The sequence below is a fragment of the Caulobacter endophyticus genome (genome assembly GCF_029543245.1).
Taxonomy (GTDB): domain Bacteria; phylum Pseudomonadota; class Alphaproteobacteria; order Caulobacterales; family Caulobacteraceae; genus Caulobacter; species Caulobacter endophyticus_A.
Genome location: NZ_JARQWV010000015.1, coordinates 110,204 through 135,045, shown reverse-complemented (window position 1 = coordinate 135,045; position 24,842 = coordinate 110,204). Strand labels below are relative to the sequence as shown.

Annotated in this window: 39 protein-coding genes; 4 read left to right on the top strand and 35 right to left on the bottom strand. The window is 66.4% G+C overall.

Annotation, left to right across the window (positions count from 1 at the left end; all coding sequences use genetic code 11):
• Positions 1-152: 152 nt before the first annotated feature.
• The 5 genes from P7A99_RS15740 to P7A99_RS15720 all read right to left on the bottom strand — a co-directional run bounded on the left by P7A99_RS15740 (position 153) and on the right by P7A99_RS15720 (position 3,111).
• Positions 153-632, bottom strand: a complete 480-nt coding sequence (locus tag P7A99_RS15740) for an SRPBCC domain-containing protein (RefSeq protein WP_277794728.1) — start codon at positions 630-632, stop codon at positions 153-155.
• A complete protein-coding gene (locus tag P7A99_RS15735) occupies positions 629-958 on the bottom strand; it encodes an ArsR/SmtB family transcription factor (RefSeq protein ID WP_277794732.1) in 330 nt (109 codons plus the stop codon). The genes P7A99_RS15740 and P7A99_RS15735 overlap by 4 nt, the downstream gene beginning before the upstream one ends.
• Positions 949-1,290 carry an MmcQ/YjbR family DNA-binding protein gene (locus P7A99_RS15730; protein ID WP_277794727.1) on the bottom strand — a complete coding sequence of 114 codons (342 nt, stop codon included), beginning with the start codon at positions 1,288-1,290 and terminating at the stop codon, positions 949-951. The genes P7A99_RS15735 and P7A99_RS15730 overlap by 10 nt, the downstream gene beginning before the upstream one ends.
• Positions 1,287-1,730: a VOC family protein gene (locus P7A99_RS15725; protein WP_277794726.1), complete on the bottom strand. Its 444-nt coding sequence runs from the start codon at positions 1,728-1,730 to the stop codon at positions 1,287-1,289. Before P7A99_RS15725 ends, P7A99_RS15730 begins: the two co-directional genes overlap by 4 nt.
• Before the next feature lie 115 nt (positions 1,731-1,845).
• Positions 1,846-3,111, bottom strand: coding sequence for an ectonucleotide pyrophosphatase/phosphodiesterase (locus tag P7A99_RS15720; RefSeq protein ID WP_277794725.1), 1,266 nt, complete (start codon positions 3,109-3,111; stop codon positions 1,846-1,848).
• 160 nt (positions 3,112-3,271) lie between these two features.
• Between P7A99_RS15720 and P7A99_RS15715 the strand changes: the two genes are divergently transcribed.
• From P7A99_RS15715 to P7A99_RS15705, 3 genes are read left to right on the top strand one after another with little or no spacing between them, the layout of a single operon-like run.
• Positions 3,272-4,174 carry an ABC transporter ATP-binding protein gene (locus P7A99_RS15715; protein ID WP_277794724.1) on the top strand — a complete coding sequence of 301 codons (903 nt, stop codon included), beginning with the start codon at positions 3,272-3,274 and terminating at the stop codon, positions 4,172-4,174.
• The gene (locus tag P7A99_RS15710) at positions 4,164-4,970 is read left to right on the top strand and encodes an ABC transporter permease subunit (RefSeq protein WP_277794723.1); all 807 of its coding nucleotides are present in this window, start codon (positions 4,164-4,166) and stop codon (positions 4,968-4,970) included. The genes P7A99_RS15715 and P7A99_RS15710 overlap by 11 nt, the downstream gene beginning before the upstream one ends.
• Positions 4,967-5,635, top strand: a complete 669-nt coding sequence (locus tag P7A99_RS15705; protein ID WP_277794722.1) for a hypothetical protein — start codon at positions 4,967-4,969, stop codon at positions 5,633-5,635. Before P7A99_RS15710 ends, P7A99_RS15705 begins: the two co-directional genes overlap by 4 nt.
• A 100-nt stretch (positions 5,636-5,735) precedes the next feature.
• On the opposite strand, the gene rplQ is transcribed toward P7A99_RS15705, so the two are convergent.
• From rplQ to rpsJ, 27 genes are all read right to left on the bottom strand, one after another.
• Entirely contained in the window at positions 5,736-6,149 is a 414-nt protein-coding gene (rplQ, locus tag P7A99_RS15700; protein ID WP_101715823.1) for a 50S ribosomal protein L17, read from the bottom strand.
• A 195-nt stretch (positions 6,150-6,344) separates the two neighbouring features.
• The gene (locus P7A99_RS15695; RefSeq protein WP_101719247.1) at positions 6,345-7,361 is read right to left on the bottom strand and encodes a DNA-directed RNA polymerase subunit alpha; all 1,017 of its coding nucleotides are present in this window, start codon (positions 7,359-7,361) and stop codon (positions 6,345-6,347) included.
• A gap of 73 nt (positions 7,362-7,434) precedes the next feature.
• Positions 7,435-7,824: a 30S ribosomal protein S11 gene (gene rpsK, locus P7A99_RS15690; RefSeq protein ID WP_058348453.1), complete on the bottom strand. Its 390-nt coding sequence runs from the start codon at positions 7,822-7,824 to the stop codon at positions 7,435-7,437.
• A gap of 13 nt (positions 7,825-7,837) precedes the next feature.
• Positions 7,838-8,206, bottom strand: a complete 369-nt coding sequence (gene rpsM / locus P7A99_RS15685) for a 30S ribosomal protein S13 (RefSeq protein ID WP_058348452.1) — start codon at positions 8,204-8,206, stop codon at positions 7,838-7,840.
• A gap of 172 nt (positions 8,207-8,378) precedes the next feature.
• A complete protein-coding gene (locus P7A99_RS15680) occupies positions 8,379-8,948 on the bottom strand; it encodes an adenylate kinase (RefSeq protein WP_058348451.1) in 570 nt (189 codons plus the stop codon).
• A 123-nt stretch (positions 8,949-9,071) separates the two neighbouring features.
• On the bottom strand, positions 9,072-10,430 hold the full coding sequence (secY, locus tag P7A99_RS15675; protein ID WP_277794721.1) for a preprotein translocase subunit SecY: 1,359 nt from the start codon (positions 10,428-10,430) through the stop codon (positions 9,072-9,074).
• A gap of 296 nt (positions 10,431-10,726) precedes the next feature.
• Entirely contained in the window at positions 10,727-11,212 is a 486-nt protein-coding gene (gene rplO / locus P7A99_RS15670; RefSeq protein ID WP_116489694.1) for a 50S ribosomal protein L15, read from the bottom strand.
• 151 nt (positions 11,213-11,363) lie between these two features.
• Complete coding sequence (gene rpmD, locus P7A99_RS15665; protein WP_058348448.1) at positions 11,364-11,549, bottom strand: 50S ribosomal protein L30; 186 nt, start codon at positions 11,547-11,549, stop codon at positions 11,364-11,366.
• A gap of 3 nt (positions 11,550-11,552) precedes the next feature.
• Positions 11,553-12,158 carry a 30S ribosomal protein S5 gene (gene rpsE, locus P7A99_RS15660; protein ID WP_058348447.1) on the bottom strand — a complete coding sequence of 202 codons (606 nt, stop codon included), beginning with the start codon at positions 12,156-12,158 and terminating at the stop codon, positions 11,553-11,555.
• 10 nt (positions 12,159-12,168) lie between these two features.
• Positions 12,169-12,519 carry a 50S ribosomal protein L18 gene (gene rplR, locus P7A99_RS15655; RefSeq protein ID WP_058348446.1) on the bottom strand — a complete coding sequence of 117 codons (351 nt, stop codon included), beginning with the start codon at positions 12,517-12,519 and terminating at the stop codon, positions 12,169-12,171.
• Positions 12,520-12,522: 3 nt separating this feature from the next.
• Positions 12,523-13,056: a 50S ribosomal protein L6 gene (rplF, locus tag P7A99_RS15650; protein WP_277794720.1), complete on the bottom strand. Its 534-nt coding sequence runs from the start codon at positions 13,054-13,056 to the stop codon at positions 12,523-12,525.
• An 18-nt stretch (positions 13,057-13,074) separates the two neighbouring features.
• Positions 13,075-13,473, bottom strand: coding sequence for a 30S ribosomal protein S8 (gene rpsH, locus P7A99_RS15645; RefSeq protein WP_058348444.1), 399 nt, complete (start codon positions 13,471-13,473; stop codon positions 13,075-13,077).
• Positions 13,474-13,483: 10 nt separating this feature from the next.
• Positions 13,484-13,789: a 30S ribosomal protein S14 gene (gene rpsN, locus P7A99_RS15640; protein ID WP_058348443.1), complete on the bottom strand. Its 306-nt coding sequence runs from the start codon at positions 13,787-13,789 to the stop codon at positions 13,484-13,486.
• A 23-nt stretch (positions 13,790-13,812) separates the two neighbouring features.
• On the bottom strand, positions 13,813-14,370 hold the full coding sequence (gene rplE / locus P7A99_RS15635; protein ID WP_101719242.1) for a 50S ribosomal protein L5: 558 nt from the start codon (positions 14,368-14,370) through the stop codon (positions 13,813-13,815).
• A complete protein-coding gene (gene rplX / locus P7A99_RS15630; RefSeq protein WP_101719241.1) occupies positions 14,363-14,677 on the bottom strand; it encodes a 50S ribosomal protein L24 in 315 nt (104 codons plus the stop codon). Before rplX ends, rplE begins: the two co-directional genes overlap by 8 nt.
• Positions 14,677-15,045 (bottom strand): 50S ribosomal protein L14, encoded by a 369-nt coding sequence (gene rplN / locus P7A99_RS15625; RefSeq protein ID WP_058348440.1) that lies wholly within the window; start codon positions 15,043-15,045, stop codon positions 14,677-14,679. Before rplN ends, rplX begins: the two co-directional genes overlap by 1 nt.
• A gap of 18 nt (positions 15,046-15,063) precedes the next feature.
• On the bottom strand, positions 15,064-15,303 hold the full coding sequence (rpsQ, locus tag P7A99_RS15620; RefSeq protein ID WP_101715813.1) for a 30S ribosomal protein S17: 240 nt from the start codon (positions 15,301-15,303) through the stop codon (positions 15,064-15,066).
• A gap of 10 nt (positions 15,304-15,313) precedes the next feature.
• Entirely contained in the window at positions 15,314-15,505 is a 192-nt protein-coding gene (gene rpmC, locus P7A99_RS15615; protein WP_277794719.1) for a 50S ribosomal protein L29, read from the bottom strand.
• Between the two features lie 5 nt (positions 15,506-15,510).
• The gene (rplP, locus tag P7A99_RS15610; protein ID WP_058348437.1) at positions 15,511-15,942 is read right to left on the bottom strand and encodes a 50S ribosomal protein L16; all 432 of its coding nucleotides are present in this window, start codon (positions 15,940-15,942) and stop codon (positions 15,511-15,513) included.
• 12 nt (positions 15,943-15,954) lie between these two features.
• A complete protein-coding gene (gene rpsC / locus P7A99_RS15605) occupies positions 15,955-16,704 on the bottom strand; it encodes a 30S ribosomal protein S3 (protein ID WP_058348436.1) in 750 nt (249 codons plus the stop codon).
• Positions 16,704-17,084, bottom strand: coding sequence for a 50S ribosomal protein L22 (gene rplV, locus P7A99_RS15600; protein ID WP_116489696.1), 381 nt, complete (start codon positions 17,082-17,084; stop codon positions 16,704-16,706). The genes rpsC and rplV overlap by 1 nt, the downstream gene beginning before the upstream one ends.
• 2 nt (positions 17,085-17,086) lie before the next feature.
• Complete coding sequence (rpsS, locus tag P7A99_RS15595; protein WP_029912294.1) at positions 17,087-17,365, bottom strand: 30S ribosomal protein S19; 279 nt, start codon at positions 17,363-17,365, stop codon at positions 17,087-17,089.
• A gap of 3 nt (positions 17,366-17,368) precedes the next feature.
• Positions 17,369-18,205 carry a 50S ribosomal protein L2 gene (gene rplB, locus P7A99_RS15590; protein ID WP_058348434.1) on the bottom strand — a complete coding sequence of 279 codons (837 nt, stop codon included), beginning with the start codon at positions 18,203-18,205 and terminating at the stop codon, positions 17,369-17,371.
• 3 nt (positions 18,206-18,208) lie between these two features.
• The gene (locus P7A99_RS15585) at positions 18,209-18,505 is read right to left on the bottom strand and encodes a 50S ribosomal protein L23 (RefSeq protein ID WP_058348433.1); all 297 of its coding nucleotides are present in this window, start codon (positions 18,503-18,505) and stop codon (positions 18,209-18,211) included.
• A complete protein-coding gene (rplD, locus tag P7A99_RS15580; RefSeq protein ID WP_277794718.1) occupies positions 18,505-19,143 on the bottom strand; it encodes a 50S ribosomal protein L4 in 639 nt (212 codons plus the stop codon). The genes P7A99_RS15585 and rplD overlap by 1 nt, the downstream gene beginning before the upstream one ends.
• Complete coding sequence (gene rplC, locus P7A99_RS15575; protein ID WP_277794717.1) at positions 19,143-19,907, bottom strand: 50S ribosomal protein L3; 765 nt, start codon at positions 19,905-19,907, stop codon at positions 19,143-19,145. Before rplC ends, rplD begins: the two co-directional genes overlap by 1 nt.
• Before the next feature lie 14 nt (positions 19,908-19,921).
• Positions 19,922-20,230 (bottom strand): 30S ribosomal protein S10, encoded by a 309-nt coding sequence (gene rpsJ, locus P7A99_RS15570; RefSeq protein ID WP_004616952.1) that lies wholly within the window; start codon positions 20,228-20,230, stop codon positions 19,922-19,924.
• A gap of 625 nt (positions 20,231-20,855) precedes the next feature.
• On the opposite strand from rpsJ, the gene P7A99_RS15565 reads away from it, so the two are divergent.
• A complete protein-coding gene (locus tag P7A99_RS15565; protein WP_277794716.1) occupies positions 20,856-21,611 on the top strand; it encodes a hypothetical protein in 756 nt (251 codons plus the stop codon).
• Between the two features lie 185 nt (positions 21,612-21,796).
• Here P7A99_RS15565 and P7A99_RS15560 read toward each other — a convergent pair whose 3' ends face one another.
• The 3 genes from P7A99_RS15560 to P7A99_RS15550 all read right to left on the bottom strand — a co-directional run bounded on the left by P7A99_RS15560 (position 21,797) and on the right by P7A99_RS15550 (position 24,833).
• Positions 21,797-22,645 carry a GIN domain-containing protein gene (locus P7A99_RS15560; protein ID WP_277794715.1) on the bottom strand — a complete coding sequence of 283 codons (849 nt, stop codon included), beginning with the start codon at positions 22,643-22,645 and terminating at the stop codon, positions 21,797-21,799.
• Positions 22,646-22,747: 102 nt separating this feature from the next.
• Positions 22,748-23,653 (bottom strand): transcriptional regulator, encoded by a 906-nt coding sequence (locus P7A99_RS15555; RefSeq protein ID WP_277794714.1) that lies wholly within the window; start codon positions 23,651-23,653, stop codon positions 22,748-22,750.
• Between the two features lie 16 nt (positions 23,654-23,669).
• Complete coding sequence (locus P7A99_RS15550) at positions 23,670-24,833, bottom strand: GNAT family N-acetyltransferase (RefSeq protein WP_277794713.1); 1,164 nt, start codon at positions 24,831-24,833, stop codon at positions 23,670-23,672.
• Positions 24,834-24,842: the final 9 nt, after the last annotated feature.

Genomic DNA, 24,842 nt, shown 5'->3' with positions numbered 1-24,842 from the left:
GCCTGTCTGTTTGTGGGCAGGGGCCTCTCGTTCCCCCCCCGGCCACGGGGGGTGGGGGCGGGGGGCGTACACGCGCCGTGCCGGCGGGGGCGCGGGAAAGAGCGCCGCGCGCGGCCGCCCCCTCCACCGCTTCGCGGTCCCCCTCCCCCGTTTTACGGGGGAGGAGTTAGATGGCCGGCCACCCCCTCCAGCAGCCCTGTCCACCACTGGCCATGGCGCAACAGGAAGACCTGATCGGGGAAGCCGTGCCGGGCCACATGCTCGGCGGGAACGGTCTCCCAGCCGCGATGCTGGACGGTGACCCGTGTCTCCGCGCCGACGGCCTCGAAGGTGACTTCGACTTCGGTGTCCATGCCCGGCGCGAACGCCGCCTGACGCCAGCCGAACACCAGCCGCTGGCCGCGCGTCCAGACCCGCACCCGACCGATCTCGAACGTCTTGCCCGAGACCAGGCGCTCGACCAGGCGCGCGCCCTCCCCTTCCCCCTCGAAGGCCAGCACGCCCGGCGAGCGCGGGGTGAAAGAGAACAACGGATTGGGCCGCCACCAGGCGCCGATCTCGCCGACGAAGGCGTCGAACACCCGCTCCGGCGAGGCCTTCATGCGCAGGGCTACGAGGATGCGGGCGCTCATGCGCCTTCCGCCTCCACATGGGCCTTCAGCGCCAGCAGTTGCTCGCTCCACAGCGCCTCGGCGGCGGCCGCCCAGGCCTTCAGCTCGGCCATCGGCTCGGGCCGCAGGGCGTAGACCCGCACCCGGGCGTCGAACGGAGGATGGCTCTCCTCGACCAGCCGCGCCTCGCGCAGGGCCCGCAGGTGGCGGCTCATGGCCGGCGGCGACAGGCCGAGCGCGTCGGCCAGCTCGCCGGCCCGGCGCGGGCCGTCAGCAAGCAATTCCACCGTCCGCCGGCGATGCGGCTCGGCCAGGGCCGCCAGCGTGCGATCCAGGCTCATGCGCAGGCGTCCAGCTCGGCGCGCAACCGCTTGCCGGCCTTCAGCCGCCAGGCCTGCTCAAGCGCGCTCTTCAGCGTCGGTTCGTCGACGGCGTCGAGCACGACATTGGTCGCCCCTTTCAGGCCCCAGCCGCCCTTGACCGGTACGAAGGCGGCCGGCTCGGCGGCGACCAGCATTTCCTGCAGGTCACGCGTCAACTGCACCATGCCGAAACGGGCGTCGGGATAGCCCAGGGTGGCGAAGATCCGCCCGACCCGGAAATCGGCCGTGCCCATGTGCGCGCCCTCGACCACGCCGGGCAAGGCCAGCGCCAGCCGGCGGAAGCCGTCGGGGCTCACGCCCAGCCCTGGATCTTCAGGCCGGTGGCGGCCTCGGCCTCCTCGCGGGTGACGGCCTTCACCGTCTGGCCGACCGTCCAGATGTGGCCCTCGAGGTCGCGGCAGCGATAGGTGCGGTCGCCGTAGAACTGGGTGGCCGGCTCCATCAGGATCTCGGCCCCGGCCGCTCGGGCGCGCTGGCAGTGGGCGTCGACATCCTCTTCAATATGGATGTGCACGGTCTGGGTGTTCTTGCCGCCCAGTGAGGCGGGACTGGCGTGGTCGGCGCTCCACTCGTTGCCGACCATGACGTTGGCCTCGCCCAGCGTCATCTGCGAGTGGGCGAGGTTGCCGTCGCCATCCTCGATCAGCAGCACCAGTTCGAAACCGAACGCCGCCTCCAGCCACTTCAGGGCGGCCCTGGGGTCCTTGTAGCAAAGCGCGGAAGTCAGGCGGGCCATGCGCGCCTCCTCTTGCATTGAGACGCAATATTTAACGCATAACGCAATTATCTGGGCAAGCAGAAAGGGCGGAGCCTCGAGCCCCGCCCTTTGCGTCTCGATCAAGCCTGATCGATCAGCGCAGCGCGCCGGCCACCGGGGCCATCTGGCCGTCGACCTTCTCGGGACGCACGCCCGTCACCTTGGCCAGCAGCGGATAGACGTCGACATTGTCGAACACCGGCAGGGTCTTGCCCGACTGGAAGGCCGGACCGTGGGCCACGAACACCGCCTGCATCAGCGGGTCGGCATTGTCGAAGCCATGGGCGCCGCCGTCGCGCTCGGGGCTGGTGCGCTTGGCCTGGGACTCGGCGGTGGTGATGTACCAGCCGGTCTGGGCCGAGCAGACGATCGGGGCGATGCGGCGGTTGGTTCCATAGTGCAGGCGGGCCGGGATCTTGGCCTTCTCCCAGCAGGTCATGTGGGCCTGGGGCTTGGTCAGGGCGGCGGCGACGGCGGCCTCCTCGCCCTTGTTGGGATAGATGCCGGCGATGGCGCCCAGGCCCACATAGCGCAGCTTGGAGAGGTCGACCGCCTCGTCGAGCACGACGCGCTGCTTGCCCGGCAGCGGAGCCATGCCGTGGTCGGCGACGATGACGATGTTGGTTTGGTCATAGAGGCCGCGGGCCTTAAGGCCCTCGACCAGGCGAGCGATAGCCACATCCACTTCGGCGGCGGCCTTGCGCACCTCGGCCGAGTCAGGGCCGTAGCGGTGACCGGCGCTGTCGACGATGTCGAAATAGAGGGTGGCCAGGCCCAGAGGCGCGTCCTTGGTCTCGTCGATCCACGACAGCAGGGTGTCGACGCGATCATTCGAAGGCTTCTTCTGGTCGAACACGGCCCACTTGGTCGGGCGCACGCCGTCGATCTGGGCCTCCGAACCCGGCCAGAACATGGTGCCGGTCTTGACGCCCTGCTGCTCGGCGCTGACCCAGATCGGCTTGGCCATCTCCCACCAGCGGCTGTCGGTCACCGCGTCGCGGTTGCTGAGCGTGAAGGTCACGCCGGGGATCTCCGGATCCTCCATCGTGTTGCCGACGATGCCGTTGTGGTCGGGGCGCTTGCCGGTGACCAGGGTGTAGTGGTTGGGGAAGGTCAGAGACGGGAACGACGGACGCATGGCCGCGCGCACGCCGTCGTCGGCCAGGGCCTTCATGGCCGGGGTGTCGCCGCGGTCCAGGTAGTCGGCGCGGAAGCCGTCGATCGAGATCAGGATGGTCAGCGGCGCCTTGGTGGCAGATGCCTGGGCCGACGGGCCCTCGGCCACGGGGCGCGGCGCGGTCGCGCATCCCGAAAGGACGGCGATCGCCAGGAATGCGGCGAAGCGGGAAAGAACGGTCATGGCCGGGCCCTGAAGCAAAGAGACCCGCCCCTATAGGACAGCTTGGCGACAATTCGTATTGCAGCCGCCAAACAACTTGGCCGACCTGCGTTCCATCGCCCATAGTCGCGGCAAGTTCATAAGGGAGTCGTCCGATGTCGCCGCGCCAGGCCTGCGCCGCATGAGTTTCGCGCTCGAGGCCGAAGGGCTGACCAAGACCTATGGCGCCGTGCGGGCGCTGGACGACCTGACCCTGAGGATCCCCGCTGGCGGTGTGTTCGGCGTGCTGGGCCCCAATGGCGCGGGCAAGAGCACCCTCTTCCGCATCGCCATGGGCCTGGTGCGGCCGACCTCGGGCGTCGCGCGGCTGTCGGGCTCGCCGGCCGGCCACGCTTCGTCGCTGCGCCAGGTGGGCGCGATGATCGAGACGCCGCGCTATCCGCCTTACCTGACAGCGCGCGACACCCTCAAGATGCTGGCCCTGCAAAGCGGCGCCCGCGACGTCGACATCGACGGCTGGTTGGACCGCGTGGGCCTGTCGGGCGCGGCCGACCGCAAGACCTCGACCTATTCGGTGGGCATGAAGCAGAGGCTGGGCTTGGCGGCGGTGTTCTTCACCCGCCCCACCCTGGCCATCCTGGACGAGCCGACCAGCGGCATGGACCCGGCTGGCATCCAGGAGATCCGCGAGCTGATCCGTCGCCTGGCCGCCGAGGAAGGCGTGACCATCATCCTGGCCAGCCACCAGCTGGACGAGGTGCGGCGCGTCTGCGACCGGGTAGCGATCCTGGCCAAGGGCAAGCTGGTGGCCGAGGGCCCGGTCGAGACCCTGGCCGGCCGCAAGCCGGCCCTGCGCCTGGTCGCCAGCCCGGCGGCCCAGGTGCTCGAACTGCTCGGCGACCAAGGCGCGCTCGATGGCCCCGACGCCGTCCTGGCCCAGATCGAACGCCACGAGGCCCCCGCCCTGATCCGCGCCCTCGTCGGCGCCGGCGTCGACATCCACGAAGCCCGCTGGCGCGAGGCCGACCTGGAAAGCGCCTATCTCGACATCCTGCAAGCCAAGGAGCCGGCCGATGCTCGCTGACGCCATCTCGGCTGAACGCTTCCGGCTGCTCAAGGACCGGGGCACGCTGTTCTGGGGCGTGCTGTTCGCGCCGATCGCAGGCCTGATCATGGGCGTGGGCGGCGAGCTCTTCGCCCGCGGGATGATGAAGGGCATGCCGCCGATCCCGGTCGACCTAGTCGGGCGCATGGTCAAGGCGCTGGTCGGCGGCGCTTCGCCCGTCGTGGGGCTGTTCGTGCTGATCCTGTCAACGGCGGTGCTGGCCGGCGACTACCGCTGGGAGACCTGGCGACTGCTGACCCCGCGCAACGGGCGCACAAGCCTGCTGCTGGCCAAGCTTGCGACGGTGGCGGGCGCGGTGGCGGTCAGCCTCGTGCTCTACGCCCTGGCCGCGGCGGCCGGCGGCCTGTTCAGCGCGGCGACCAGCGGCGCGCCCCTCGTCGGCTATCGCGGCGCGGCCGTCACTGATCTTGTCGGGACCTTCGCGGTCAGCTGGCTGCAACTGATGGTGCTGGTGGCCTTTTCGGCGTTGGTGGGAGTCGTCACGCGCTCGACCATGGGCGCACTGATCGTCGGGCTGGTGTTCGCCGTCATCCAGTCGATCGTCGCCAGCCAGATGCACGAGCCTAGCCTCAAGGCCCTGGCGATCCCGGCCTTCTCGGGCGACCTCCTGAAGACCGTGCTCCTGACCCCGCGCAGCGTCGTCGACGAGCCGGCGCCCTGGGCGCTGGCCCTCGGCTTTCTCGTGGCGTGGCTGGCGGGCCTGTCGGCGGCGGCCCTGGCCCTCTTCCAGCGACAGGACCTGACGCGGGAATGAAGAAATCGGTTTCCTTCCCCGCCGCCCGGCTTTCGTGGGCGGCGGCCTTCATGGCGATCGCCGGCGCCGCTTGCGCGGCCCAGCCGAACTTCACGCTCTCGCCCGAGCAGCAGGCGACCATCGAGAAGGCCGCCATCGCCCGCGAGGCGGCCCTGGCCGAGGCGCGCAAGTTGCCTGCGCCGATGCCGCCGCCCTCCCCCGCCGAGCGCAAGCCCGCTGCCTGCCGGATGACCTCCATCGCCGACGTCGCGCTGTGTCGCGAGAAGGTGAAGCTGCAAGGCAAGTGGGTCGAGCGCGACGTCCGCTATGTGCGCGGCGCGGGCGGCGTGGGCTGGCTGGACTTCCAGGGGACCTACGAGATCGTCGCCGGCCGTTATCGGCTGGCTTCCGACGCACGGGGCGAAACGCTGCGCCTGTGTTGGGAGCGCGACGCCCTGACCTGCGAGACGGTGATGGGGCCCCGCATCGACCAGTACGGCGGCGACGAGCGCTACGTCGTCATCGCCCGCCACGACGCGCCCGACGAGACGCCGCTATTCTACTATGTCGAAGCCCAGTCCGACGGTCCGGGCAAGGTGCACGGCCCGCTGACGGCGGGCGCCTTCTCGCGCGAGAAGCTGAAGCTGGCCCTGCCCGAGTTCGACGGGATCATCGTCAGTCGATGACGGGCCTTCCTCCTCTCTCAAAGAGAAGGGGGAGATGTTCCAGACAGCAAAAAGGCCCCGGATCGCTCCGGGGCCTTCTCGTTTCAGCCTGGGCTGAAGATTAGTCTTCGGCTTCGTTGGCGTAGACCGGACCCGAGTCCTTGCCCTTTTCCGAGACGTCGCGATCGACGAACTCGATCACGGCCATCGGGGCGTTGTCGCCGTAGCGGAAGCCGGCCTTCAGGACGCGGATGTAGCCGCCCTGACGGTCCTTGTAGCGCGGGCCGAGCACGGCGAAGAGCTTGCCGACTTGTTCGACGTCGCGGACCGAGCTGATGGCCTGACGACGAGCGTGCAGGTCGCCGCGCTTGGCCAGGGTGACCAGCTTTTCGACGATCGGACGCAGTTCCTTGGCCTTCGGCAGGGTGGTGACGATCTGCTCGTGCTTGATCAGCGAGGCCGACATGTTGGCGAACATGGCGGTGCGGTGGGCCGAGGTGCGGCCGAGTTTGCGGTGGGCGTAGCCGTGACGCATTTTCTTTTCTCCTGGGCTCTAAGCCCGAGCGGCGCGAATGAAGCGCCTGGTGGTCACCAATCCCAGCCTCGTCCCGGCCGAGTTCAGAGCGATGCGCCGGGACCCTCCACCGCGTAGCGGCTTCAAAAGGCCCAGGCCGCCTTCCGGTCCCGAGGGATCGAAAGGCGGCCCGGATTCAGCGCGAAAGTCTCAATCTTAGATCTGGTCGTCGAACTTCTTGGCCAGGTCTTCGATGTTTTCCGGCGGCCAGTTCGGCACGTCCATGCCGAGGTGCAGACCCATGCCGGCGAGCACTTCCTTGATTTCGTTCAGCGACTTGCGACCGAAGTTCGGGGTGCGGAGCATCTCGGCTTCGGTCTTCTGGATCAGGTCGCCGATGTAGACGATGTTGTCGTTCTTCAGGCAGTTGGCCGAACGGACCGACAGTTCCAGCTCGTCGACCTTCTTGAGCAGGGCCGGGTTGAACGGCAGCTCGGGCTTCGTTTCGTCCGCGGCCTTGGCCTTGGGCTCTTCGAAGGTGATGAAGATCTGCAGCTGGTCTTGCAGGATGCGAGCGGCGTAGGCCACGGCGTCCACCGGGGTGACGGCGCCGTTGGTCTCGACTTCCAGGGTCAGCTTGTCACGGTCCAGGCGCTGGCCTTCGCGGGTCGGCTCGACCTTGTAGGCCACGCGCTTCACCGGCGAGTACAGGGCGTCGACGGCGATCAGGCCGATCGGCGCGTCTTCCGGACGGTTCTGGTCGGCCGGGACGTAGCCCTTGCCGGTGTTGACCGTGAATTCCATGCGCACCGAGCCGCCCTCGTCCAGCGTGCAGAGCACGTGGTCGGGGTTGAGGATTTCGATGTCGGCCGGGGTTTCGATCTGGCCAGCAGTGACCGGACCGGCGCCCGATGCGCGCAGGGTCATGCGCTTGGGGCCCTCGGCGTGCATGCGCACGGCGAGTTGCTTGATATTCAGAACGATGTCGACGACGTCTTCACGAACGCCCTCGAGCGAGGAGAACTCGTGCACCACGCCATCGATCTGGATGGCGGTGACGGCGGCGCCTTGCAGCGACGAGAGGAGAACGCGACGCAGGGCGTTGCCGAGCGTCACACCGAAACCACGCTCGAGCGGTTCAGCGACGATGCGAGCCTTGCGGGTCGCGTCGGCGCCGGTTTCGATCTGCGGCTTCTCAGGACGGATCAGCTCGTTCCAGTTTCTTTCGATCACGTGGTGTCCCTTGAACGCGACTCGCCGGCCGCGTTTGACGCAGCCGGCGAAGGAGAATTGGATCTAAAAAATACTAGACGCGACGGCGCTTGGGCGGACGGCAGCCGTTGTGCGGGATCGGCGTGACGTCGCGGATCGTCGTGATGGTCATGCCGACGGCCTGCAGAGCGCGCAGAGCCGATTCACGACCCGAACCCGGACCCGAAACGTTGACTTCCAGGGTCTTCACGCCGTGTTCCGCAGCCTTCTTGCCCGCGTCTTCGGCGGCCATCTGAGCGGCGTACGGGGTCGACTTGCGCGAGCCCTTGAAGCCCATCATGCCGGCGCTCGACCAGGAGATGGTGTTCCCCTGAGCGTCCGTGATGGTGATCATGGTGTTGTTGAACGAGGCGTTCACGTGCGCCACGCCCGAGGTGATGTTTTTGCGTTCGCGCTTTTTAACGCGACCCGGTTCCTTGGCCATCGGTCAGGCTACCTTACTTCTTCTTGCCGGCGATCGGCTTGGCCGGACCCTTGCGGGTACGAGCGTTCGTGTGGGTGCGCTGGCCGCGGACCGGCAGGCCCTTGCGGTGACGCAGGCCGCGGTAGCAGGCCAGGTCCATCAGACGCTTGATGTTCATCGAGTTTTCGCGACGCAGGTCGCCTTCCACGGTGAAATCACGGTCGATCGTTTCACGGATCTGAAGCACTTCCGCGTCGGTCAGTTGATTGACGCGACGGGCGTCCTCGATGCCCACGGTCGTGACGATGTCACGCGCGGACTTCGGGCCGATGCCGTGAATGTACTGAAGCGCGATGACAACGCGCTTGTTCGTCGGGATGTTGACGCCTGCGATACGGGCCACGTCTAATGTTCTCCTAGTCACGCACCAAAGACGCGAACGGCGCGCTCGGCCCGATCCGAAGACCCAGACCGACGCGCACAGATCGCGCCCTTTCGCGGAAGCGCCCCGTTATAGGGATCGTTGCGCATCCGTCAATGGCGGAATCCGTTCTGGGAACGGATTCCATTAAAACCTACGCCACGACCGTGAGGGTCGCGTCGATCGAAGCGGCGACGGCTTCCACCGCCCCCATGCCGTCCACTTCCACCAGCTTGCCTTGCTCGCGGTAGTACGGGAGCAGCGGCGCGGTGTCGGCGTTGTAGCGGGCCAGACGGTTCACGAAGGTTTCGGGATTGTCGTCCGACCGCCCCTGCTCCGCGTAACGCTTGGTGATCCGCTCGATCAAGGCGGGCTCGTCTACTTCGAGTCGCACGACGGAGTCGATCTTCTGGCCGCGCTTGGCCAGCATGACGTCGAGCGCCTGCGCTTGCGCCACAGTGCGCGGGAAGCCGTCGAAGATAGCGCCGCCGGCGGCCTCGGCCTCGGGCAGGCGCTCCTCGATCAGAGCGATGACGATCTCGTCGGTGACCAGGTCGCCGCGATCCAGCACGCCCTTCACCTTTTGGCCGAGCTCGGAGCCCGAGGCGATGGCGGCGCGCAGCATGTCGCCGGTCGACAACTGGACCATGCCGCGTTGTTCGACCAGTCGCTTGGCCTGGGTGCCCTTGCCCGCCCCGGGAGGGCCAAACAGGATCAAGTTCATAAAAGCCCCTTCACGCGTTTCCCAGGGTCTGACGCCCCTCACCGTGGGCAGACCTAGAATGCGTTCAAAGAAAACGGAAGCCGGATTGTGACAATCCGGCTTCCGGGTGGTTTCACGCTTGCGTCAGCGACCGCCGCGGCCGCCGCGCAACTTCGACTTCTTGATCAGGCCCTCGTACTGGTGCGCCAGCAGGTGGGACTGGATCTGCGCCACGGTGTCCATGGTCACCGTCACCACGATCAGGATCGAGGTGCCGCCGAGGGCGAAGTTCTTGTTGCCAAGAGCGCCCATCAACAATTCCGGGAAAAGACAGACGGCGGTGATGTAGGCCGCGCCGATCACCGTCAGGCGGGTAAGCACGTAGTCGAGGTACTCGGCCGTGCGCTTGCCCGGACGGATGCCCGGCAGGAAGCCGCCGTACTTGCGCAGGTTCTCGGCCGTCTCGTCCGGATTGAACACCACCGAGGTGTAGAAGAACGAGAAGAAGATGATCAGGCCCGCATAGCTGAGCATGAACAGCGGCTGGCCGTGCTGCATGGCGCCGACCACGGGCGGCAGCCACTGAGCCCAGTTCGGCAGGTTGGCCGGGTTCAGGAACTGCATCGCGGTCGTCGGCAGCAGAAGCAAGCTGGAGGCGAAGATCGGCGGGATGACGCCCGCGGTGTTGATCTTCAGCGGCAGGAACGAGCTGTCGCCGCCGACCATGCGGTTGCCTTGCTGGCGCTTGGGATAGTGCACCAGCAGGCGGCGCTGCGAGCGCTCCATGAACACGATGGCGAAGATCACCGCCACGGCGAGCACGAAGATCACCATCAGCGGGAAGTAGTTGCCGGTGTTCTGGGCGGTCACGAACAGCTGGCCAAGACCGCGCGGCAGGGCCGCGACGATGCCGGCGAAGATGATCAGGGACACGCCGTTACCCACGCCGCGGCTGGTGATCTGCTCGCCAAGCCACATCAGGAACAGGGTGCCGCCGGTCAGCGAGACCACGGTCGACAGGACGAAGAACCAACCCGGCAGCTCGGAATAGACCAGGTTCGGCTGGCTCTGCAGGCCGACGGCGATCGAGAACGACTGCACCAGGGCCAGGATGACGGCCAGGTAGCGGGTGTACTGGTTGAGGGTCTTGCGGCCGGCTTCGCCGCCTTCCTTCTTCAGCTTTTCCCACGGCGGATACACCGAGCCCATCAGCTGCACGATGATCGAGGCGCTGATGTAAGGCATCACGTTCAGCGAGAAGATCGCCATGCGCTCGACGGCGCCGCCCGAGAACATGTTGAACATGCCCAGGATGCCCTTCGACTGGCCGGCGAAGGCGCTGGCGAAGGCTTCCGGGTTGATGCCCGGGATCGGCACGTAGGTGCCCAGGCGGAACACCACCAGGGCGATGAGCGTAAACCAGATGCGCTTGTGAAGTTCGGTGGCCTTCTGGAAGGACCCGAAGTTCATGTTGGCTGCGAGCTGTTCGGCGGCCGAGGCCATTCAATTCCCCACGACGAGAGCGCGGCCGGATCGTCGAAGGCGACGAGGCGGAGCGCGCTCCAAGTATTGTACGGGGCCTGGCCGGAGATCGACGGAATCGCCGACGCTCATGGCTTAGGCCCCAGTGCGGAGCCACACATAGGTGAGGCTCGCCGTGATGTCACGGCGAGCCTCGAAAGAACGTCATCCCGATGGGGCTTTATGGCGAGTTGGTGCGCAAAGGCCCCTACCCCGCCCGGCTCCCGGGCCATCCGCCAGGACGATCCGGCGGGACGGCTCGGGATGACTCTGTGGTCTTAGGCTTCGGCTTGCGCCTTGGCCTTCTTGGTCACGGTGACCGAACCACCGGCGGCCTCGACGGCCTTGATGGCGGCTTCGGTGGCCGAGTAGACGGTCAGCTTCAGGGCAGACTTGATCTCGCCCTTGCCCAGCAGCTTCACGCCGTCGAGTTCGCGACGGATGACGCCGGCGGCGACCAGGTCGGCGACCGAGACTTCAGCGCCGGCCTTCAGCTTGCCGGCTTCGACGGCCTGTTCCAGGCGCCACAGGTTCACTTCGGCGAACTCGAGGCGGAAGGGGTTGTTGAAACCGCGCTTCGGCATGCGCATGTGCAGCGGCATTTGACCGCCTTCGAAGCCGTTGATGGCGACGCCCGAGCGCGCCTTCTGGCCCTTCACACCGCGACCGGCGGTCTTGCCCTTGCCCGAGCCCGGGCCGCGGCCGACGCGCATGCGGCCCTTGGTGGAGCCGGGAGCCGGAGCCAGTTCGTTCAGCTTGGTCATATGTGCCTCTCCTTGGAGATCTGCGCCCGGCCGCCTGGCCGGACTCGGCGTTGAAAACTCTTGGTGAAATCCCGCCGCGAAGACGGAACTTCAAACGAAAGCCACCCCGGTTTTCACCGGGGTGGCGATCTTGGGTCGTCGTGTAACAGACTTACTCGACGATTTCCAGCAGGTGCGCGACCTTGCGGATCATGCCGCGGACCGACGGGGTGTCTTCCAGCGTGGACACGCGGCCCAGCTTGTTGAGACCCAGACCGGCGAGCGTGGCGCGCTGGTCCTTTTCGCGACGGATCGGGCTGCCGGTTTGGCGGACCGTGACTTGCTTAGCTTCAGCCATGACTTAGCCCTCGATGGCTTCCGGCGACGAAGCGCCGTCGGCGCGACGGCCGAGGATGTCGCCAACCTTCTTGCCGCGCTTGGCGGCGATCTGGCGGGGCGACGACTGGACCTTCAGGGCTTCGAACGTGGCGCGAACCATGTTGTACGGGTTCGAGGAACCCGTCGACTTGGCCACGACGTCCTGGACGCCCAGGGTTTCGAGAACCGCACGCATCGGACCACCGGCGATGACGCCCGTGCCGGGAGGGGCAGCGCGCATCATGACCTTACCGGCGCCCCAACGGCCAGCGCCGTCGTGGTGCAGGGTGCGCGACTCGCGGAGCGGGACGCGGATCATGGTCTTCTTGGCTTCTTCGGTCGCCTTGCGGATGGCTTCCGGCACTTCACGCGCCTTGCCATGACCGAAGCCGACGCGGCCCTTTTGGTCGCCAACGACCATCAGAGCGGCGAAGCTGAAGCGACGGCCGCCCTTCACGGTGGCGGCGACGCGGTTGATGTGGACGAGCTTTTCGACGATGTCGCTGTCGACCCGCTCTTCGGGGGCGTTGCGGTCGCGACGGTCACGGCGTTGACCGCCTTCACCGCGCTGTTGGTCACCACGAGCCATTGTGTTTCCCTTAGAAGTTCAGGCCGGCTTCGCGCGCGGCGTCGGCCAGGGCTTTCACCCGTCCGTGGAAGATGTAGCCGCCACGATCGAAGACGACGTCCTTGACGCCCTTTTCGATCGCGCGCTCGGCGACGAGCTTGCCGACGGCGGCCGCAGCGTCCTTGTCCGCGCCCTTGCCTTCGGCTTCCAGGGTGGAAGCCGACGCCAGGGTCACGCCGCGTTCATCATCGATGACCTGGGCGTAGATGTTCTTGGACGAGCGGAAGACCGACAGACGCGGACGGCCGTTGGCCAGCGACTTGAGGCGGGTCCGGTTGCGCTGAGCGCGCTTGGCCGCCGATTCACGAGGAGAGAGCGCCATGGCTTACTTCTTCTTGCCTTCCTTGCGACGAACCTTCTCGCCGGCATAGCGCACGCCCTTGCCCTTGTAGGGCTCGGGCGGACGGATGCGGCGGATCTTCGCGGCAATCTCGCCGACCGCCTGCTTGTCGATGCCGGCGATCTTGATTTCGGTTTGCTTCGGCACAGCGAAGGTGACGCCGGCCGGAGCCTCAACGTCCACATCGTGGCTGAAACCGAGCTGGAGGCTCAGGGCGGTGCCCTTCATGGCGGCGCGGTAACCGACGCCGACCAGCTCGAGGTTTTCCTCGAAGCCGGCGGTGACGCCGTGCACCATGTTGGCCACCAGAGTGCGGGACAGACCCCACATGCCCTTGGCGCGCTTGGTGTCGACGCGCGGAGTCAGCAGGAGCTCAGCGCCCTCTTGCTTGACTTCGACTTCGTCGGCGATCGTCCACGACAGCTGACCCTTCGGGCCCTTCACCGTGACCGTCTGACCCGCGAGCGTGACTTGCACGCCCGAGGGGATTGCGACGGCTTTCTTACCGATACGTGACATGCTCTTTCCCTCCCGCGCCTAGTAGACGCGGCAGAGGACTTCGCCGCCGACGTTAGCGTCGCGTGCAGCGGTGTCCGACATGACGCCCTTCGGCGTCGACAGGATCGAGATGCCCAGGCCGTTCTTGATCGGCTTGAGGTCCTTGATCGACGAATAGACGCGACGGCCAGGCTTGGACACGCGGCTGATCTCGGCGATCACGGGCTCACCGTCGAAGTACTTGAGCTCGATCTCGAATTCGGGGAACGCACCGGGCTTCTCGACCAGCGAGTAGCCGCGGATGTAGCCCTCGTCGGCCAGCACGTCGAGGACGCGGGCGCGCAGCTTGGAAGCCGGCGTCGAGACCTTGTTGCGCTTGCGCAGGGCGGCGTTCTTGATGCGAGCGATCATGTCGCTCAGGGGGTCGTTCATCGACATCTGATCGTCCTCACCAGCTCGACTTGACGAGGCCGGGGATCAGGCCTTGCGAACCAAGTTCGCGAAGGGCCACACGGCTCATCTTAAGCTTGCGGTAATAGGCGCGCGGACGGCCCGTGACTTCGCAGCGGTTGCGGATGCGGATCGGCGAGCTGCTGCGGGGCAGCTTCGCCAGCTTGAGGCGAGCCTCGAAGCGTTCCTCGAGCGGCAGGGTCTCGTCGTTGGCGATCGCCTTCAGCGCGGCGCGCTTTTCGGCGTATTGCTTGACGAGAGCCTTGACGGCTTCGTTGCGGTTGACGGCGCTTTTCTTGGCCATGGTTTCTTTCCCTTCCCGCTCTCTTAGTTGACGAACGGGAACTGGAATTCCTTCAGGAGAGCCTTGGCTTCCTGGTCGGACTTCGCAGTGGTGCAGACGATGATGTCCATGCCCCAGATCTGTTCGATCTGGTCATAGTTGATTTCCGGGAACACCAGGTGCTCCTTCAGGCCCATGGCGTAGTTGCCACGGCCGTCGAAGCTCTTGCCGTTCAGACCACGGAAGTCCTTCACGCGCGGCAGCGCGATCGTGACCAGGCGGTCGAGGAATTCAAACATCCGGTCCTTGCGAAGGGTGACCTTCGCGCCGACCACCATGCCTTCGCGCAGCTTGAAGCCGGCGATCGACTTGCGGGCGCGGGTCGCGACGGGCTTTTGGCCGGCGATCGCTTCCAGTTCCTTCAGAGCCAGCTGGGCCTTCTTGGAGTCGGCCACGGCTTCGCCGATACCCATGTTCAGGACGATCTTGTCCAGCTTGGGGATCTGCATCTCGTTGGTGTAGCCGAACTGCTCCTTCAGCGCGGCGCGGATGCGCTCGCGGTAGACGGTCTTCAGCCGGGGCTCGTAAGCTTGATCAGCCATTGATCACCTCGCCGGTCGTCTTGGCGACGCGCACCTTCTTGTCGCCTTCGATCTTGAAGCCGACGCGGGTGGGCTTGCCGTTGGAGTCCACGACGGCGACGTTCGAGACGTGCAGCGCGGCTTCCTTGTGCTTGATGCCGCCCTGGGGGTCGGCCTGGGTCGGCTTGGTGTGGCGGGCGACCATGTTCACGCCCTCCACGACAACCCGGTTTTCCTTCGGCAGGACTTGGGTCACAGCGCCTTGCTTGCCCTTGTCCTTGCCGGCGAGAACGACGACGCGGTCGCCCTTCTTGATCTTAGCAGCCATTACAGCACCTCCGGCGCGAGGGAGATGATCTTCATGTGGTTCTTGGCGCGCAGTTCACGGGGAACCGGGCCGAAGATCCGCGTGCCGACCGGCTCGCTCTGCTTGTTGACGATGACGGCCGCGTTCTTGTCGAAGCGGATCATCGAACCGTCTTTGCGCTTCAGGCCCTGGTTCACGCGAACCACGACGGCGCGCAGAACGTCACCCTTCTTCACGCGACCGCGCGGGATGGCTTCCTTCACGGAGACGACGATGACGTCGCCAACGCTGGCGTAGCGACGGCCAGCGCCGCCCAACACCTTGATGCACATGACCCGGCGAGCGCCAGAGTTGTCGGCGACGTCCAGGTTAGTTTGCATCTGGATCATGGTTTAGACCTTCCAGACTTAGGCCGAAGCCTTGGGAAGCACTTCCCAGGTCTTCAGCTTGGACTTCGGAGCGCACTCGACGATGCGAATGGTTTCGCCCGTCTTGTACACATTGGCTTCGTCGTGCGCGTGGTACTTCTTAGAGCGGCGCACGATCTTCTTCAGAAGGGGGTGAACGATGGTGCGTTCCACCTTCACCACAACGGTCTTGTCACCCTTATCGGAGACGACGACCCCTTCGAGGATACGCTTGGGCATATCGTTCTCCTTACGCCGCGGCCTTGGCGCGCAGCACGGTCTTGATCCGCGCGATATCCTTGCGGATCTCGTTCACGCGGTGGGTCTTCTCGACCTGACCCGTGGCGGCCTGGAAGCGCAGGTTGAACTGCTCTTTCTTCAGGTTCAGCAGGGTTTCGGCGAGTTGATCGGGGGTCAGGCCCCGGATGTCGGCGATCTTCATGAGCCTCAAGCCTCCACGGCCACGCCCGCGTCGAGGCGGGTGACGACACGAGTGCGGATCGGCAGCTTCGCCGCGCCGAGGCGCAGCGCTTCACGCGCGATATCGTCCGGCACGCCGTCGATTTCGAACATGATGCGGCCGGGGGCCACGCGAGCGGCCCAGTAATCGACGGCGCCCTTGCCCTTACCCATCCGGACTTCGGCCGGCTTGCCGGTGACCGGCACGTCCGGGAAGATGCGGATCCAGACGCGGCCTTGACGCTTCATCTGGCGGGTGATGGCGCGACGAGCAGCTTCGATCTGGCGAGCCGTGATGCGCTCCGGCTCAACGGCCTTGAGGCCGTAGGAGCCGAAGTTCAGCAGGGTGCCGCCCTTCGAGGCGCCGTGGATACGGCCCTTGAACTGCTTGCGGAACTTGGTTTTCTTCGGTGACAGCATAGCGCTCTATCCTTAGTCCCGATTGCGGCGGCCGCGGTCGCCGCGGTCCGGGCGATCGCCGCGCTCACGTCCACCGCCTTCACCGGCCGGGCCGGATTCGGAAGCGAGACGCTTGTCCAGCGCCATCGGGTCATGCTCCAGCACTTCGCCTTTGAAGATCCAGGTCTTCACGCCGATGATGCCGTAGGTGGTCTTGGCTTCAGCGAAACCGTAGTCGATGTCCGCGCGCAGGGTGTGCAGCGGAACGCGACCTTCGCGGTACCATTCCATGCGGGCGATTTCGGCGCCGCCGAGGCGGCCCGAGACGTTGATCCGGACGCCCTTGGCGCCGAGACGCACGGCCGACTGGATCGAACGCTTCATCGCACGACGGAAGGCGATCCGGCGCTCGAGTTGCTGAGCGATGGACTCGGCGACCAGCTGAGCGTCGGTTTCCGGCTTGCGGATCTCGACGATGTTCAGGTGGACTTCGCCTTCGGTCATCACCGAGAGGTCCTTGCGGAGCTTCTCGATGTCAGCGCCCTTCTTGCCGATGATGACGCCCGGACGGGCGGCATAGATCGTGATGCGGCACTTCTTGTGCGGGCGCTCGATGATGATGCGCGAGACGCCAGCTTGGTACAGGCGCTTCTTCAGGGCGGCGCGGATGGCCAGGTCCTGGTGAAGCATCTTGCCGTACTGGTCGCCGTCGGAGAACCAACGGCTGTCCCAGGTGCGGTTGACGCCGAGCCGCAGCCCGACCGGATTGACTTTCTGACCCATTAGGCGGCCTCACCCAGTTCGCGGACCACGATCGTGATCTCGGAGAACGGCTTTTCCACGCGCGTCGCACGACCGCGGGCGCGGGGCGAGAAGCGCTTCATCACCAGGTTCTTGCCCACATAGGCCTCGGCGACGACCAGCGAGTCGATGTCGAGGTTGTGGTTGTTCTCGGCGTTCGAGATGGCCGAGTACAGCGCCTTGCGGACGTCTTGGGCGATACGCTTGTGGCTGAATTCGAGCTCGTTCAGAGCGCGCTGGACGTTCAGGCCACGGATGGACTGAGCGACCAGGTTCAGCTTGCGCGGGCTGGTGCGCAGGGTGCGCACCTTGGCCATCGCCTCAACGCCTTCCAGGCGGCGAGCTTGCTTTTGCTTGGCCATGATTACTTCCTCTTGGCCTTCTTGTCGGCGGCGTGGCCCGGGAAGTTACGCGTGGGAGCGAACTCGCCGAACTTCATGCCGACCATGTCTTCCGACACGGAGACCGGGACGTGCTTCTGGCCGTTGTGGACGCCGAAGGTCAGGCCGACGAATTGCGGCATGATCGTCGAACGACGCGACCAGGTCTTGATGACGTCCTTGCGGCCCGACGACAGAGCGGCGTCGGCCTTCTTCAGGAGGTACCCGTCGACAAACGGGCCTTTCCAGACGGAGCGGGTCATGGCTTAGCGGCCCTTCTTCGCTTTGTGGCGCGAACGGATGATGAACTTATCCGTGGCCTTGTTGACGCGGGTCTTGGCGCCCTTGGTCGGCTTACCAGCCGGGGTCACCGGGTGGCGACCGCCCGAGGTGCGGCCTTCACCACCACCGTGGGGGTGGTCGACCGGGTTCATGGCGACGCCGCGGACGTGCGGGCGACGACCCATGTGACGAACACGACCGGCCTTGCCGAGGTTTTCGTTCATGTGGTCGGGGTTCGAAACCGCGCCGACGGTGGCCATGCAGGTGTCGAGGACCATGCGCAGCTCGCCCGAGTTCAGGCGGATCTGGGCGTAGCCGGCGTCACGACCGACCAGCTGGGCGTAGGCGCCAGCCGAACGGGCGATCTGACCGCCCTTGGCGGGCTTCAGCTCGACGTTGTGGATGATCGTACCGATCGGCAGCGTGCGCAGCGGCGAGGCGTTGCCCGGCTTCACGTCGACCTTCTCGGCGGTGACGACTTCGTCGCCGGCCTTGAGGCGTTGCGGGGCCAGGATGTAGGCCAGCTCGCCGTCCTGATACTTGATCAGGGCGATGAACGCGGTGCGGTTCGGATCGTACTCGAGGCGAACGACCGTGGCCGTGCCTTGCTTACGACGCTTGAAGTCCACCAGACGGTACAGGCGCTTGGCGCCGCCGCCGCGGAAGCGAACGGCGATACGGCCGTTGCCGCCACGACCGCCCGACTTCGAGAGGCCCTCAACGAGCTTCTTTTCCGGGCGACCCTTGTGGAGTTCGCTGCGATCGATCAGCACCAGGCCGCGCTGGCCGGGGCTGGTCGGGTTAAAGTGCTTCAAGGCCATGTCTTAGAGCCCCGTCGTGATGTCGATCGACTGGCCTTCGGCCAGGGTCACGATCGCTTTCTTGACGTCGGTGCGGCGACCGACGATGCCACGGAAGCGCTTGGTCTTGCCCTTGGCGACCAGGGTGTTGACCTTGGTGACCTTGACCTTGAACAGCTCTTCGACTGCGGCGGCGATTTCGTCCTTCGACGCATCGGCGGCCACCTTGAAGACAACCTTGTTCTGCTCGCTGAGCAGGGTCGTCTTTTCGGTGATCACCGGCGACAGGATCGTGTCGTAGTGGCGGGCGGTAGCGGCCATTACGCGGCTTCCTTCTCAGCGAAACGAGCCGAGATCGCTTCGACCGCGTCCTTGGTCAGGACCAGGGTCTGGCGACGCAGCACGTCGTAGACGTTCAGGCCGGCGTTCGGCAGCACGTCCACGTTCGGAATGTTGCGGGCGGCGAGCTTGAAGTTCGCGTCCACTTCCGGACCGGCGATGACCAGGGCGTTCTTCAGACCGATCTTGTCGAAGTTGGCGCGCAGGGCGGCCGTCTTCGCTTCGGTCAGAACGGCGCTGTCGAGAACGACGAGCGAGCCGGCCTTGGCCTTCGACGACAGGGCGTGACGCAGGGCCAGGGCCCGGATCTTCTTGGGAAGATCGAAGGCGTGGCTGCGGACGACCGGGCCGTGAGCCTTGGCGCCGCCGACGAACTGAGCCGCACGACGCGAGCCGTGACGAGCGCCGCCGGTGCCCTTCTGCTTGTACATCTTCTTGCCCGTACGAGAGACCTCGTTACGAACTTGAATCTTGTGGTTGCCCGAGCGGCGCTTGGCCAGCTGCCAGGTGACGACGCGCTGCAGGATGTCGCCGCGGATGTCTTCGATGCCGAAGATGGCGTCGTCGAGATCCACGGAGCCGGCCTTGCCGCCGTCAAGTTTGATGACGTCGAGTTTCATTAGCCTTCGCCCTCTTCGGTCGTCGCCGCGGGGGCCTCTTCAGCGGGGGTTTCAGCAGCCGGAGCAGCCTCGCCAGCCTTACGGAAGGCGCCCGGACGCGGCAGGTCGGCCGGAGCGGCCTTCTTCACGGCGTCGCGGATCTTCACGTAGCTGCCTTCGTGGCCCGGGACGGCGCCCTTGACCAGGATCAGGCCGCGCTCGACGTCGACCTTCCAGACGGTGACGTTGAGGGTGGTGACGGTTTCTTGACCCAGGTGACCAGCCATCTTCTTGCCCGGGAACGTACGGCCCGGATCCTGGCGGTTACCGGTCGAACCGTGCGAACGGTGCGAGACCGAGACACCGTGGGTGGCGCGCAGACCACCGAAGTTCCAGCGCTTCATGGCGCCGGCAAAACCCTTACCGACGGTGACGCCCTGGATGTCGACCTTCTGGCCGGCGACGTAGTGGTCGGCGGTGAATTCCGCGCCCACTTCGATCAGAGCGGCTTCATCGACGCGGAATTCGGCGACGATGCGCTTGGGCTCGACCGAGTTCTTGCCGAAGTGGCCACGCTCGGCCTTCGAGGTGTTCTTGGGCTTCTTGGCGCCGGCGCCGAGTTGCAGGGCGGTGTAACCGTCCTTCTCGACGGTGCGCTGAGCAACGACCTGGCAACCATCGAGCGACAGGACGGTGACCGGCACGTGCTGACCGGCTTCGTCGAAGAAGCGGGTCATGCCGAGCTTCTTGGCGATCACGCCGGTGCGGTTAGCGGGGAGAGTCATCAGTTCGGCCCTCCTTACAGCTTGATTTCGACGTCAACGCCGGCCGACAGGTCGAGCTTCATCAGCGCGTCCACGGTCTGCGGAGTCGGGTCAACGATGTCGAGGACGCGCTTGTGCGTACGGATCTCGAACTGCTCGCGCGACTTCTTGTCGACGTGCGGCGAACGGTTGACGGTGAATTTTTCGATAAGCGTGGGCAGGGGGATGGGGCCCCGCACCGTCGCACCCGTGCGCTTGGCCGTGTTCACGATCTCGCGCGTGGAATGATCCAACACGCGGTGATCGAAGGCCTTGAGCCGGATGCGGATGTTCTGACGATCCATATCGCTCGGTTTCCTAGTGGGCTGCGCCCGCGTCTCGAACCATTTCAAAGACCAACCCGGACTCCTCTTTCGAGACGTCCGAACGCAGCGTCCGCAAAACAAATTGGCCCGCGCGGTTACCCACGAAGGCCGGTGATCCACAACCTCGCCGTCCTCCGAGGAGAACCCTCCTCTGGATGAGAAGGACGCTAGGGTACGGGTCGCTTGCGAACCGCGTTTGAGCCCTAGAGCTCACAGCCGGTCCAACAGAGGGGCGCTTTTACGTATCTGAATCGGTTTCGTCAAGCGGTCCCGGCGGGCTTTCGCGACAGCTTGCTTAACAAGGTGTGAAGCCTTTGACGCGAACGGGGCGGCTTAACGTTTATGGCCGAAACGCGGCCTACCAAAAAGCAATGTTCACCGATTTTGCCCCGATACACACAATCTTTGTGCGCGACCCGCGCGTATAGAAACCGAATTCATTCCTGCAAGTGTAGTATTTGCGCACCATACCGCCTCGAACGGTCGAACAGAGCCTTGCGGCCGTCATCGAACCTTCATAAGTCCGCCCCGCTCGACGGAAGGGAGGCCCTCCCCAAAACGACCGCCCGCCGTCGAGACCACATGAGTAAGGGGATTACCCACTATGAAGACCCAACTGTTCGCCGCCGCCGCCGTTCTGGCCGTGGCCGTTTCGGCTCCCGCTTTCGCCCAGAACATCGGTTCGGTCGGCGCCGCCGTTGACTACAACAACGTCGACACCAGCTTCGGCGACGCCGAAGGCACCTCGGTCGTGATCGACGGCTCGGTCGCCATCCCGACCGGTTCGTGGACCATCACCGGCGCCGCCGACGTCTCGATCGCCGACAACGACCTGTCGCAGAACACCGTCGCCTCGGGCGCCGTGCACGCCACGACCGTCGTCGGCAACGGCCTGCGCATCGGCGGCTTCACCGCCCTGTCGCGTCCGTCGAACGACACCCTGTGGGCCGTCGGTGGCGAAGCCCAGAAGTACCTCGGCAACGTGACCCTGACGGGTCTCGCCGCCTACGGTCAGTCGAACGACCTGGACGCCGACCTGTGGACCGTCCGCGCCGGCGCCAACTACTTCGTCTCGGACGACTTCCGTCTGGACGCCGGCCTGGGCTGGTCGAACGTTGACGGCCTCGTCGACGCCGACATCTGGGACATCAACGTCGGCGGCGAATACAAGTTCGCCAACACCGGCTGGTCGACCTTCGCCAAGTACACCCACAGCGAAGCCGACGACCTGGCCGACCTGAAGTCGGACGCCGTGAAGGTTGGCCTGCGCTACACCTTCGGCGGCAGCCTGAAGGCCCGCAACGCCGCCGGCGCCGACCTGGCCACCGGCAGCGACCTGTTCGGCTTCCTGGCTCGCTAAGAGCCGAAGCCCCGTGACCTTCCGGCGCCCACCGGAAGGTCACGGAGTTTGCTTTTCAGGGATCCGCCCTCCCCCTCCTGCGGCGGGCCCGTCGAACAGCAAGACGCCCCCGAAGCGAAAGCTCCGGGGGCGTTCTCTTTATATATGTATCGGCGTGCGCCGAACGGCGGCCCTGGCGCGCGGGCTTATCGGCTCTGGCCGATATAGATGTTGCCCGAGCCCATGGCCGACTTCTTGACCGGTCCGTTGACCTTAGCCACGCGGATGTCGCCCGACCCGGCGACCGACAGCGACACGCGATCGGCCTCGCCTCCGAAGTTCACCCCGCCCGAGCCCATGATGCTGACGTCGATGTCGCGGGCCCGGCCGCCGGCGATCTTGACCCCGCCCGAGCCGGCGATGCTGACATCGATGTCGCCGCCGCGCAGCGCCGCGGCCTTCACGTCGCCCGAGCCGGCGATCGACACTTCCAGGTCCGACACTTCCTGCAGGCTGATGCCGCCTGCGCCGGCCAGATTGATCTCGGCCTTGGCGGCTTTACCCGCCTTGGTGTCGCCCGAGCCCGCCAGGCTGATCTCGAGCTTGCCCCTGGTGTTGGCCACGGTCCAGTCGCCGCAACCGGCGTTGGCCAGCTCGACACTGTCGCTACGGCCGATGCTGCCATAGACCGCGCCGGAGGCGCCGACCGTGACGTTCATCGGAACGCGGACCACGACCTGCGGAATGTCCTGCCAGCGCACGACGCCGAGGTCGCGAACCCGCACCCCGACATTGTCGCCCTTGCCGTCGCATCCCTGGATGCGCTTGAGGCGCAGGTTGCCGTCGACGATCGTCTGGCCGCCGACCTTGCGCACTTCAAGCGGCAGGCTGGCGTTGGTGGTGAGCAGCTCGACCTTCACGTCGCCACGGGCCTCGGGAATGATCACGACGCGGGCCACCGCGTCCTTGATCTTCACCGAGGGCTCGGCGGCGGCCGCCGTTCCGGCCAGGCCCAGGACGGCCGCGCCGGCGGCCAGGCTGATGATTGCGCGCATCTTTTAAGTCCCCTCGGATGGCTTGCGTTGAGGGGAACGCTAGTCGCGGGGACCGCCGTACACGACTTAATTCGAGGTCATGACGCGGTTGTCACGTCCTCATCAGGCGGCTTTCTGAGTGTCGCCGATCTCGAAGCTGCGCTCGAAGCCCTTGATCCGGTCCTCGACCAGCCGCATGCGCTTGAGCCCCAGCGAGGCGGCCCACAGGCCCGCCCGCGCGGCCATCGGCGTCTTGTCCATCGCCGCCACCGGCAGGCCCCAGCGACGCAGCACGCCGTTGGCGTAGTGGGCGCCGTTTGTCAGGCGCGATCCCCAGGTCTGATAGTCCACCGACAGCGAGACGTTGAAGGTGCCGAGGTTCTCGATCCGGTGCGGCGCGTGCAGCGGCCAGCCGGCGGCTATGCCCGGCTCGAGATCGAACACCGCCGCGGCCGCGTCCATGTCGCGGCGATAAGGCAGGTCCTCGGTCTGCTGCTTGAGCATGATGTTCTCCATGCCCTGCTGGGGCATGTGATCCTCGTCGACCGGATAGATCCAGATCCGCTTGCGGCCCCGCAGGTGGAACAGGATGACGCCCGGCGCGTCCGCATGGAACGGCACCTTGGCTCCGGGGGCCGACATGATCAGCTGGCCGTTCAGCTGGACGGGCGAAAAGCCCCTCGCCTCGCCCGCGATCTCGGCGAAGGCCTGCTTCATCAGCGGCGTCAGGGCCGGATACCAGGCCTCGGCCCGGCGCAGCTGCACCCAGATGCGGCCTTCCTTGACGCCTTCCAGCACCTCGCGGCCCGGCAGGCGGCCGCGAGCGCCCGTGCGCATGGTCGCCTGTCCCTCGGCGTCGAAGTCGAACAGGTTGATGTCGTAGAGCTCGGCCGGATAGGCGTCGAGCAGACGCGCCAGCGCGTCGTCGTCGAACAGGCCGGTCTCGGCCAGGTTATGGCGGAAAGTGATCGGGCTCTTGCGGAAGCCCTGGACCTGGTCGTCCGACCAGGGCGCGACGAGACGGGTCATAAGCCTTGCTCCTCCCTCAGTCGGCCAGAAGGCCGATGCTCAAACCAAGACCGATGCCGACGCCGATCCCGGCCCCGACGGCCGGATGACGCCGGCCCAGGCCGGTGACGAAACTGGCGCCGCCCTTGACCTGGCCGATCAGGCCGGGCTCGCAGGCGGCGATGCGGTCGAGACGGCGGGCCAGGCGCTTGCCGACCTCGTCGATGCGGTCAGCGCCGGGCGCGCCGCGCAGGTGGGTCATCAGCGACGGCCGCATGGCGACCGCCCCCTCCAGCACCGGCTCCATCGGCACGGCGAAGTCTTCCTTGTAGGCTTCCTCGCTGGGCCCGAAGTCGACGCGGACGATCCCGCGCCCGGCCGCCACCCGCAGGGTCTCCAGCGTCATCAGCGCGCCGGGCGAGTAGCGGGCGAAGGCCGGGTCGTAGATCGGGAACCACAGGTGATGGCGATCGCCGGCGGTGAGGCCGAGCTCGGCCGCCACGATCGTGCCGCCGGCGCGCAGCACGGCCAGGCGCAGGCCGAAGTCCGGGGCATCGCTTTCGGCCAGGCGGTTGAGCAGTTCGATGGTCCAGCCGCAGGCGAAGATGTCGTGCTGGTGCGTCCGGCGGATCTGGGCGCGCTTCTGGGCGACCAGCCAGGCCAGCAGGTCGAGCGCCGGCCGCTCGAAGGTGAAGACCATCTGGCCGTGGTCGCGCTCCAGGGCGCGGGCCCGGCGGCGCTTGTCCTTCAGGAAGGCGGAACTGCGGGTCGCCTGATAGGCCTCGAAGCCACCCGACAGGTCTGCCGCCATGGCGTAGCGCACTGAAAGCTCGGGCAAGGGCACGGGCGAGATCAGACCGCTGACCCGCATGCGCTCGACGCCCAGCAGGGCCAGGACGGCCGGCAGGCAGACGTCGGGCTCGGCGACCAGGCCGTGAAAATCGCTCATCGGCGCGCCGAGCGGCTGGATGGCCGAGCCCCGGCGCTGGAACGGCAGGAAGCCGACGATGCGACCGCCGCGCTCCAGCACGGCGATCCGCGAGCCGGGCGCGCAGGCCGCGGCCGCCTCGATGTAACGGAGATCGAAGTACGGGCCGCCCAGCACCGGCTCGGCGTCGCGCAGGACGTTCCAGCGCGCACGCTCGGCGGCGTTCAGCTCGGCGGCCTCGACGACCCGCGCCTGCAAACCCGTATCCAGCACCCTGCTCCC